Annotated in this window: 10 protein-coding genes; all 10 read right to left on the minus strand. The window is 39.9% G+C overall.

What is annotated here, in order from left to right; all coding sequences use genetic code 11:
• Positions 1-951: 951 nt before the first annotated feature.
• The 10 genes from C406_RS0117625 to prfA all read right to left on the minus strand — a co-directional run bounded on the left by C406_RS0117625 (position 952) and on the right by prfA (position 11,079).
• Positions 952-3,144 (minus strand): bifunctional diguanylate cyclase/phosphodiesterase, encoded by a 2,193-nt coding sequence (locus tag C406_RS0117625; protein ID WP_017381979.1) that lies wholly within the window; start codon positions 3,142-3,144, stop codon positions 952-954.
• Positions 3,145-3,257: 113 nt separating this feature from the next.
• Entirely contained in the window at positions 3,258-4,493 is a 1,236-nt protein-coding gene (gene glyA, locus C406_RS0117630; protein WP_017381980.1) for a serine hydroxymethyltransferase, read from the minus strand.
• Between the two features lie 21 nt (positions 4,494-4,514).
• Positions 4,515-5,066, minus strand: a complete 552-nt coding sequence (locus C406_RS0117635) for a TIGR01440 family protein (protein ID WP_017381981.1) — start codon at positions 5,064-5,066, stop codon at positions 4,515-4,517.
• A gap of 14 nt (positions 5,067-5,080) precedes the next feature.
• Complete coding sequence (gene rpiB / locus C406_RS0117640; RefSeq protein ID WP_017381982.1) at positions 5,081-5,521, minus strand: ribose 5-phosphate isomerase B; 441 nt, start codon at positions 5,519-5,521, stop codon at positions 5,081-5,083.
• Between the two features lie 896 nt (positions 5,522-6,417).
• Positions 6,418-6,858 carry a low molecular weight protein arginine phosphatase gene (locus C406_RS0117645; protein WP_017381983.1) on the minus strand — a complete coding sequence of 147 codons (441 nt, stop codon included), beginning with the start codon at positions 6,856-6,858 and terminating at the stop codon, positions 6,418-6,420.
• 9 nt (positions 6,859-6,867) lie between these two features.
• Positions 6,868-7,359 (minus strand): manganese efflux pump, encoded by a 492-nt coding sequence (locus C406_RS0117650; protein WP_017381984.1) that lies wholly within the window; start codon positions 7,357-7,359, stop codon positions 6,868-6,870.
• 56 nt (positions 7,360-7,415) lie between these two features.
• A complete protein-coding gene (locus C406_RS0117655; RefSeq protein WP_017381985.1) occupies positions 7,416-8,450 on the minus strand; it encodes an L-threonylcarbamoyladenylate synthase in 1,035 nt (344 codons plus the stop codon).
• An 82-nt stretch (positions 8,451-8,532) separates the two neighbouring features.
• Complete coding sequence (locus tag C406_RS0117660; protein WP_017381986.1) at positions 8,533-9,105, minus strand: stage II sporulation protein R; 573 nt, start codon at positions 9,103-9,105, stop codon at positions 8,533-8,535.
• Between the two features lie 44 nt (positions 9,106-9,149).
• On the minus strand, positions 9,150-10,016 hold the full coding sequence (prmC, locus tag C406_RS0117665) for a peptide chain release factor N(5)-glutamine methyltransferase (RefSeq protein ID WP_017381987.1): 867 nt from the start codon (positions 10,014-10,016) through the stop codon (positions 9,150-9,152).
• Positions 10,000-11,079 (minus strand): peptide chain release factor 1, encoded by a 1,080-nt coding sequence (gene prfA / locus C406_RS0117670; protein ID WP_017381988.1) that lies wholly within the window; start codon positions 11,077-11,079, stop codon positions 10,000-10,002. The genes prmC and prfA overlap by 17 nt, the downstream gene beginning before the upstream one ends.
• Positions 11,080-11,198 lie beyond the last annotated feature (119 nt).

The raw sequence follows: 11,198 nt of genomic DNA on the forward strand, positions 1-11,198 counted from the left end.
TCGCCATCTTGCACTCCAAGCAATTAAAATGGCACGTTAAAATTGGATAAGAATATATAAATTGCCTGATCCAGTGACATGCTTATAAGTAGGATTATACTGCTTTTGAGCGTAATGTTTTTTGTTCGCTTTGTTTATCAGCTAGTTTTAATGTAAAGGGTAAAATAATACGGTTTAAATTTTTTTGCAGCTTGGTTATTCAAGCGTTAAACAGTTGTAGGTGAAGACGGAACAATTTCTTGCCATAGACGTTAAGGATTGTGCTTCAGCAGACTTTAGTATGACTTGTGCCTTTACATTTTGTAGGGTTGTCTGTCAATTTTCCAAGGACATATGTACATACTTTCCCTTTAAAAGTCCCTTCTATTATGAAGTTTTCTTCAAAAGTAATGTATGGATCTATTTGAACTTATGTTTCGTATATTCTCTTAGCTGATTGGAGTGCAGAGCGGCGACTCCGGTGGGATTAGAGTGACAGGTGAGACCCCGCAGGAAACGAATTGTGCACAATTCGTTTGCGACGAGTAACCGCAGGAGCATTGATTTGGTTTTTCGCGACGAGGAGGCTCACCGCACGCCCCACGGAACGCGTCCGCTCGGAACGGAAATCAGCGTGTATCATGCTTTTTTTAGTTTCATAGATATTTATAAAAAAACAACATTAGTGAAATTCCTCTTCGAGAAGGGGATTTTTTTCACCAACATCATATATTGTACAACCTGAAGTGTAAATTGAATTAGACAGTGGCATCGGCGATTTTAATCCTGTTCATTTTGATTTAATCCCGTTCGCACGTTGTTTATTCCTGTTCAATCTCCGTTTATTCGTATTCAACTCGTGTCATTCCCACTCGCCCAATTTCTCCCACAAAAATACCCCGAAACACGCAGTGTGTAGGGGGCTAATTGGTTTGGTTTTCGCTGTGTTGATGTTAATAATGAAGATATCCATCATTGTTCTTGCTTATCAAGAATTTTATCCATTTCGTCAAAAGGCATAGGTTTGTAGAAGTAGAAGCCTTGACCACATTTGCATCCAATCGCACGTAGGATACTGAGTTGTTCAGCGGTTTCTATACCTTCTGCGATGGATTCCATATGTAAATTAGTGGCGAGTTGGACTATGGTTCGAACAATCGCAAGTGTACCACCGCTATCAATATTTGAGATAAAGCTTCGATCAATTTTAATTTCACTTACTGGTAATTGCTGCAAGTAGCTGAGTGAAGAAAAGCCCATGCCAAAATCATCAATAGAGCTTTCAAAACCAGCTAATTTCAATTGTTCGAATATAGTTTTAGCTAGTTCAAAGTCTACTAAGCCAATACTTTCGGTAATTTCTATGCGTAAATATTTTGCTTCAATGTCGTAATCTTTTACGGCTTTACGCAAATCTGCCACAAAGTGTGGATGGAAAAAGTGATCAGTTGAGATGTTTATCGCAACCGGTAATAATTGTTTACCCAGTTTCTTGCGCTTTTGTAGCCATTTTAATACTTTGACTAAAGTGATTTGATCTAGTGTCCTAATTCTCCCAGAGTTTTCGGCTGCTTGAATGAAGACGTCTGGTGGTACTTGTCCAAGTTCAGGTGAAGACCATCTTGATAGTGCTTCAAATGAAAAGATCTTACCGGTTTGCAAATCTACTTTCGGTTGGACATGAACATCAAATTCATTTTTTTGTAAAGCATGTGTCAAATGATTGGCAATAGACAATTTCCGCTTAGTCTCTTCATCTTGATCAACTGTGAAAAATGATAAAGCATTACCAGCTCTTTTTTTCGCGTCAGAAATCGCCGTATCTGCAAAGCGAATTAGTTCTTCACTATCAATCGATTTACCATGAAAAGGTGTTACACCAATTTTCATCGTGACAAATACTTCATCCTCTCCAAGTAGAAATGGATCGTTGACAATACTCATCATGTCGTTAGTGAAACGTTCAATTTCAGTCGATGGAATTAAACTTGCAATTACTAATGTGGGACTCGCGAATCGAGCAATGACATCACCTAGTTTACAAATTCGTTGCATGCGATTAGACATTTGTTTAATTAAATCATCTCCAGCTGCTCGACCATAAACATCTCCGATATGTGCAAACTCAGATGACTCAATCATCGCGACGAACCCTGGTTCACCTTCTGCTAATAGATCTTTTAATTCATTGATAAAATAATGACGATTAGGAATACCTGTATCGGCATCTATATAAGCAAGCTGCAACACTTCTTCTTGATGATCTGAATACTTCACAGCAAGTGAAATGAGCGGAGCTAGCCGTTGCATGAACTCTATATCTACTTCACGTGGCTTATTGGGTTTCGTAAAGTATGTTGCAATAGTTCCTACTACTTTATTTTCTTGAGTCAAGATCGGTATCGACCAGCAAGCACGCAAACCGTGAGCAAGAGCATTTTGTTTATAATCAACCCAAAGGGGGTCCGTTTCTATGTTTGTAACGATGACTGGTTTTTTTAGAAAAGCCGATGTGCCACATGACCCTACATTCAGACCAATTTTTATACCATGAACGACTTTATTATAGCTTTCGGGTAGTGACCTAGCCGCCGTTATAAGTAAACGGTCGTTAGTATTTAGCAATTGAATCGCGCATTTCGTCTGTTGTTGAAAAAAACTTTCAGCCACATCACATACTTTTTGAAGTAATACGTTTAATGCATATCCTTTTTCAATGCCCTGATAAATTTCTTGTTGAACATCGAATAGAGCTTCTGTTTGTTTACGCCGGGTAACATCTATTTGATGGCCTATGTAATACAACAACGTTCCTTGATCATCACGTATTGGTTGGATAACTAATTCATTCCAAAATGGCGTTCCATCTTTTCGATAGTTTAAGAGTTCTGTATGTATGGGAGTTCCTTTAGCAAGTTGCTGTTTAATATCGTTACTAGCGAACTCGTTCGTATCGATGCCTTGTAGGAAACGGCAATCTTTTCCGAGGGATTCTTCACGAGAATACCCTGATAATTGCGAAAATTTATCATTTACATAGACCAGTTGGTTATTTTTATAATGTGGGTCACATACGACAAAACTCGTTTGATATTGGTCGCCTAAACGACATAACCAATCAAATATCAAACCTTTGCTTAATTCTCTTGGAAATTTCGTTTCCAATACCGGCACCCCTTTTACAAAACGACATACTGCTATGTTAGAGGAAATCAACAAAAAAAGCTATATTTGATTACTCAAATATAGCTTTTTTACTAATTTTTCACAATATTCTATTAGTTATATAGTGGGAATTTAGAAGTTAATGCTGCTACGCGTTCCGCTGATTCTTTGTGAATCGCTTCGTCTTCATGATTTTTCAATAATTTAGCCATAATAGACGCGATTTCTTTCATTTCTGGTTCCTTAAATCCACGTGATGTCACGGCAGGTGTTCCGATACGAATACCTGAAGTAACAAATGGGCTTAGTTGTTCGAAAGGAATGGTATTTTTATTTACGGTAATCCCTACTTCGTCCAATACTTTTTCCGCTACTTTACCTGTTAAGTTTAACGAGCCTAAGTTAATAAGTAGTAAGTGGTTATCAGTACCACCAGAAACAATGTCAATACCTTCATCTATCAAATAGTTCGCTAAAGCTTTTGCATTTTTGACGACTTGTTGAATATACGTTTTAAATTCTGGTTGTTGTGCTTCACCGAATGCTACAGCTTTAGAAGCGATGACGTGCATTAATGGACCACCTTGAATTCCTGGGAAAATTGTTTTATCAATTTTCTTAGCAAATTCTTCAGTTGTTAAAATTAATCCACCACGTGGACCACGAAGTGTTTTATGTGTCGTCGACGTAACAAAATGAGCGTGTGGAACCGGGTTTGGATGTTCTCCAGCTGCAACTAAACCAGCAATGTGTGCCATATCAACCATCAAGTAAGCACCCACTTCGTCCGCAATTTCACGGAATTTAGCAAAATCAAGTGTACGAGAATAAGCACTAGCTCCGGCAACAATCATTTTTGGTTTATGTTCCAAGGCTTTTTCACGAACCTCTGAGTAATCAATCGTTTCTGTCACTTCGTCAACACCATATTCAACAAAGTTGTATAAAATTCCACTAAAGTTAACGGATGAACCATGCGTTAAGTGCCCACCATGAGATAAATTCATACCAAGAACTGTATCGCCTTCTTTAAGTACTGTCATATAAACCGCCATATTAGCCTGTGAACCTGAATGTGGTTGTACGTTTGCATGTTCTGCACCGAAAATTTCTTTCAAGCGGTCACGTGCAATATTTTCTACCGTATCGACGTGCTCACAGCCACCGTAATAACGTTTTCCAGGGTAACCTTCTGCGTACTTATTCGTTAATACAGACCCTTGAGCTTCCATTACTGCTTCTGATACAAAGTTTTCAGAGGCAATTAATTCAATATTCCCTTGTTGACGTGTTTTCTCCGCGTTCATGGCTTCAAAAACAGCTTTGTCTTGCTCAGCAATAATCTTCATGTGTCCATATCCCCTTTAAGTCTATTTATTTTTATATACTGCTCGCTCTCCGCCAATAAGTTTCGGACGAGTAGTAGCGAGTGTAACAATTGCTTCACCAATTTGTTTAACAGATGTTCGAATCGGCACTGCGACAGGTTTTATGTGCATGCCGATGAGTGTTTGTCCAATATCAATGCCACCATGGGCTTGTACATGTTCGACCACAACCGGGTCAGCGAAATGCATAAAGGCATAAGCAGACATGGAACCTCCAGCTTTTTGAACAGGAATAACGGATACAGGTTCTAGACTGAAGGCTTTTGCCGTTTGTCTTTCCATTGTAATTGCCCGGTTAATGTGTTCGCATCCTTGAAAGGCTAAATAGATTTCATATTTTTCGGCAAATGCTAGCAGTGGCGCAAATAAGCTTTCCGCTACTTCTAGACCACCTGCAGAGCCAATTCGTTTGCCCACAATTTCAGAAGTTGAACAACCAATGACTAGTAGTTGACCTGATGTAAATGTGACTTGAGTTGCAAAGTCACCTAACAATTCTTCGAGTTGAGACCGCCACAGTGTATATGCATCCATATGACCAAACTCCTCTATTTGTTTTCGAGTTCAGTAAGTTTAAAGATACGTCGTTCGTGACGACCACCTTCGAACTCACCTTCTAACCATGTTTTCACGATTTCCCGTGCTAAGCCACCGCCAATTACACGTTCGCCCATTGCTATTACATTCGAGTCATTATGACCTCTTGTTGCTTTCGCACTAAATACATCATGCACCAATGCGCAACGAATGCCTTTTACTTTGTTTGCAGCAATTGACATGCCAATTCCCGTTCCACAAATTAATATGCCGCGGTCAAAGTTTCCAGCAGCTACTCCTTCTGAAACTGGTTGTGCATAGTCTGGATAATCGACAGAATCATTTGTTGGTGGACCAAAATCTTGAAACGTGTGACCTAGTTCGTCAAGTAAAGAGGTAATCTCTTTGCGTAAAACATTACCGCCATGATCGGAAGAAATCGCGATGTTCATGTTAGTCCCTCTTTTCTATTTATATTCGCTTTTATCTTACCATTTTTCATACGAAAAGCGCAAAGTGACATTTTGGTATTTAGGTTTTCAGTGAGCTTCGGACACTTCCTGTTTACTTTATTTCAGACCATTTTTCAAAGTTAGTACTGACACTTACTTTAAAGAAGTAATAAAGGCGTGCTAGCCAGAGACACAAATGTCTTTTATTTGTGGCTCTGGTTGGCAACCTGGGGGTAGTTCTTTAGAGTAAGTGGATACTAATCGCCTGCGGTAGTGCGTCCCTTCGATGAAGAGACACAATTGCCTCTCAAATTGTGGCTCTCATCAACGCTCACACTCTCGCGGGACTCTTTAAAGAACGACAGGGTCACTGATACTAATGATGTCGCGGTTTTCAGCCCGCTTCAGTCAAATCTTTTGCTGCACTATAATCTAGAGAATAAAGAGTGGGGCTTATGACTTCGTTACTCTCCCCACTCTATTTTTTAGATTATTATGCGGCAGGATTCGTCCTTCACTCCCTGAAAACCTGAACGCGTTCGGGTTACGAGAGAATAGATACTCTCTTTGCCTTGATAGTCGGCCGAAGATGCAATTTCGGCCTCTTTCTACTAACTTTATTTCAAACCTTTCTTTAAAGTTTGTAGTGACACTTAATAATAAAACGGTGGCAGACGTAGACACACTTGCCTTTCAAATTGTGGCTGAGCCTGATCCCGTGGTGGCAGTTCTTTAAATTGAGGATACGCTAATCGCCTGAGGTAATTCTTCCCTCCGATGAAGAGCCACAATTGCTCCTCAAATTGTGGCTCTCATCAACATTCCTCACTCTCGCGGGAATCGTTACAAATATCACAAAAAAATACAGCCACGTTTGAACGCTGGCTGCACGATAGTTATTCATCGTTAAATTTAACAAATAAATCATTGGTTAATATAGAAAGTTCTTGAAAGGTTTGACGGTACATATAAACGTCTCCGCCAAAAGGGTCAGACACATCAAGTGCACCATATGGTCGGACATATTCTTTAAAGGTGAAAATTTTGTTTGCCACCGCAGGATAGGATTGCATAACAAGCTGTTTATGTGCAGAAGTCATGGTTAAAATTATATCTGCCCAGCGCATATCTTCGTTACTTACTTGGCGTGATAGGTGCCTGTAATCAATGCCTAAATCTCGGATAACGTGCTTCGCATGTTCAGAAATGTCACCACCGTCCATGGCGTAAATGCCTGCCGAACGAACGTGCATACCTTCCTTATCGTGAGACTTAAATAGCGCTTCCGCCATTGGGCTTCGGCATGTGTTCCCAGTACAAATAAAATAGATGTTCATGTCATTCCCTCATTTGTTCAGCAATGTGAGCAATCCCATTCCGATGAGACATACTCCAGATATTCGTGTTAGAATGGGCCCTTTGATCATTTCACTTTTTAGCGCAATGTAGGAAAACACTAACGCGAAAAAGCCAGCACTTAATAAGAAATAAGCCTTTTGTAAATGTAGCATACCAAAAGATAAGCTAACTGAAAAGGTATCTAGACTTACAACAACTGCAAGTAACACGGGTGGAATAAATGAGGACTTAGGATTATGTTGATTTAAACATAAATGAACACCTGTTAAAAATAATAAGATGCTTGAAAGAAGGCGACCACCCTCTACCATGAATGATGTCACCCATTCTCCAGCGAGAAAGCCTAAAAGAGGGAAAACCATATGTAAAAATGCTGTCCAAATGGCGAGGAAAAGTGGAAAGCGAATTTTGGGCAAGACACTATACAGAGCAACTACATCGAGGGCGGTAAGTAGCCCTGCAAAAAGTTCTGTAGACAATGAAAAATCTCTCCTCTACTTTGCATTGCTATTAGCATATGCAGAACAGGAAGAGATTAGGAGTGCCACCAATTTCCATTTGCCGCTTTTTCTAATCGATTTAAAATTGCTGCACCAACGCCAGTTTTTATTGGAACCGTCACCAGAATAATATCTGTCACCGTATCGTCGCATGAACGTAAATGAGCATATAAATGACGTGCTGAAGTTACTAGGTTTTGTTGATTACCTAAGGAAAAGAACCAGTCTGCATGGGACTGTTTAAATTCATCGGGTGCTATTAAAGCAACTTTTTGATGTTTCATATGTATAGAATTAATGGCATTTTCTACAGCTTCGTGGTCTGGTTCAATTAAAAACACTGGAGCATCTGGAGCATAATGTGCATATTTCATACCGGGTGCACGTGGTACTGTTTCATCTTCCACTGTTGTTGTGTCAGGATCAATTACTTCTCCGATCACTTCACGCAGCATTTGTGCTGTAACACCGCCTGGTCGAAGGATAACTGGAGGGTCTACAGTGAAGTCAACTACTGTTGATTCTAATCCGATACCGGTAGCACCACCATCTAAAATCAGCGGGATACGTCCTTGTAGATCCTTTTCAACATGAAGAGCTGTCGTTGGACTCGGCTTGCCACTGCGATTTGCACTTGGTGCCGCAACAGGTTGACCTAGTCTTCTTAGTAATTCTAGTGCAATGGGATGATCAGGCATGCGTAATCCAACTGTCGACAAACCTGCCGTAACATTCGGAGCAAACGTATTGGGGATTGCGTTTAATATGACCGTTAACGGTCCTGGCCAGAACGTCTCTATGCAGTCGTTGGCTTTTTGTGGAATCTCTTTAACATACTTTAAAATATGATGTGCTTCTCCAACGTGGACAATCAACGGATTATCTGAAGGTCTTCCTTTTGCTTCAAAAATTTTTGCTACGGCTTGTTCATCCGTTGCAATAGCGCCTAATCCATAGACCGTTTCAGTCGGAAATGCAACAATTTCGCCTTGAATTAATTTTTCCACAGCTTGTGTATAAGCTTGCGTTTTATTCACATTGTTATCCACAACTAGTCGTGTCGTAATCATGCGATAATTCACCTATCTTTCGCGATTTGATGCTAGTTATACACAACTTGTTGATAACTAGGTCCGGTATTGGGGATAACTCTTACCAAAACTTCTTTTTTATCCACTCCCATGTCCAAAACTTCACTGGCTCTTCTTTCACTGTTTGTTCTTCTTCTTGATAACAAACTTTTGGAAATAAAGCACACCACCAATTGTCTCCCTTACCATTTCCAATCGTCAGTACTAGCGCTTGGTGGAAACCTTGTGGATAAAAGTAAGTTCCATCTGATTTTGGTGGAATCAATGCTTCTTCTAAGCTAATGTGAATAGCTTGCTCCGTGATGGCTTGTGCTTTTTGTGTGATTTCAGCTGAAACTTTAGTAAGTTCTAGTTCTAACTGGGCCGTTGTTTGAACCGTACTAGCCGCTTTTTGAAATAGAGGTTGAAGTTCTTGTAAAATAAGTGATTTTATTTGTTGATCTTCTTTTGTATTGCTGTTTGCGATAATTCTTATTTGAACAGCGTCTGCCGGTACGGCATCTGCCGCTGTGCTTCCTGATGGTAATAAAAATAATAGAGTTTGAATAAACACAAGCGCCATTATCAGTTCAATCCATGGAGATCTCTTCTTTTGCGGTTCTTCGTTTCTGAAAATCTCGTAATCTTGTATCATTGTTCATTCCCCCTTGCGCTCATTGTGGACAAGGTGTGGATAAATTATTCAACAATCTCACAAAAAATCATTCTTTCTTTTCCATTGATATCTTTGACGATCTCAACCCGTGCAGTTGGAAACGACTTTTGAAAGATGGATTGCACGTCAGGACCTTGCTTGTAGCCTATTTCTAAGCCGATTAATGCAGGTCGTTTCAAAATGGCTGGTAGTTCTTGCGCCAGTCGTTTATATAAGTAAAGTCCTCCTTCATCAGCAAAAAGTGCACGATGTGGTTCATAGTTTAGCACGGTATCTGATAGAGTAGGAGCTTCGTCTTGTGAAATATAGGGTGGGTTAGATAATACAATATCCCATTTTTCATCGGAGATTGGCCTCGTTAAATCACCTTGTTTAAAGGTAATGTTTGCGTCAAGTTCAGTTGCGTTTAATTTAGCGACTTCTAACGCTTCAAATGATAGATCGGTTGCTGTTACTTCTAAAGTTGGGTTTTCAAGCTTCATTGTAACGGCTATCGCACCACTGCCAGTCCCAATATCAGCCAGGTTTAACTTCGCTTGTTTATTGAACATACGTTTTATTCGAGAAATCGTTTCAACAATGAGTTCTTCCGTTTCAGGGCGTGGAATCAGTACATCTTTATTTACTTGAAAAGTACGTCCGTAAAATTCTTCTGTCCCCATAATATATTGAACAGGCTTTCCTGCTCGGTGTTCTTCAATGAGTGACCAGTAGCGCTCAAATTGTTGTACTGAGATTTCTTCACGCATGTCTATCATTAATTCGACGTGCGTTTTGTTTAACACATGTTGAAGCAACATACGCGCGACCACTTCTTCTCTTCCATTTTCAGATAAAAAAGAAGAAGCCCGAGCGAGGGCCTCATAAACATATTTACACATTGGTTTCATTCATACGCTCAAGTCGTTCGGTTTGGTCAGTAACAATTAACACATTCACGATTTCATCGAGTTTACCTTCCATGATTTGATCCAGTTTTTGAATCGTTAAACCTACACGGTGATCAGTTACTCGGTTTTGTGGATAATTGTACGTGCGAATTCGCTCTGAACGATCTCCAGTACCTACTGCAGATTTACGCACAGCATCATATTCAGCTTGTGCTTCTTGACGGAATTTATCGGCAACACGCGCACGAAGAACGACCATTGCACTTGCCTTGTTTTTAATTTGTGATTTTTCATCTTGGCAAGTTACTACTGTGCCCGTCGGAATATGCGTTAAACGAACTGCTGACATCGTTGTATTAACCGATTGTCCCCCTGCACCTGAAGATGCATACGTATCTGTACGAATATCATTTTCATGAATATCCACTTCTACTTCTTCCACTTCTGGCAGACATGCAACAGTTGCAGTCGATGTATGAGTACGTCCACCAGACTCCGTTTCAGGTACACGTTGTACACGGTGAGCCCCATTTTCGTATTTCAGTTTCGAGTATGCGCCTTGTCCTTTGATCATGAAGATTACTTCTTTATAGCCGCCAATTACTGTCGGTGAAGCGTCCATGATATTAATTTTCCAACCTTGTGCTTCAGCGTAGCGGCTGTACATGCGGAACAGGTTCCCTGCAAATAGAGCGGCTTCATCGCCACCTGCAGCACCACGAATCTCCATGATTACGTTCTTATCGTCATTCGGGTCTTTTGGAATTAATAATAATTTTAATCGTTCTTCTAGCTCCACAATTTGAGATGCTAAATCATTCATTTCTTCTTTTACCATTTCACGCATTTCTGCATCTAACTTATCATCGAGCATAGCTCTTGCTTCAGCATGCTGTTCTTTAACTAATTTGTGTTCACGATATGCATCGACAATATATTGCAAGTCTGACTGTTCTTTAGAAAGTGCGCGAAATTTATTCATATCATTAACAATCTCAGGGTCACTGAGTAATTCATTTAAACGATCATATCGGTCTTCTACCGATTGTAAGCGATCAAACATACTTTCACCTCATCCGTTCATATGATTAACATTACTACTATATAGAAAAAAAGCGAAAAACGCTACTATAGCAAAGAAAGTCTTTTCTTACGATTAGTCAAGTATCCCGTTGCTTTCCG

The sequence above is a fragment of the Paenisporosarcina sp. TG-14 genome (assembly GCF_000297555.1).
GTDB classification, from domain to species: domain Bacteria; phylum Bacillota; class Bacilli; order Bacillales_A; family Planococcaceae; genus Paenisporosarcina; species Paenisporosarcina antarctica.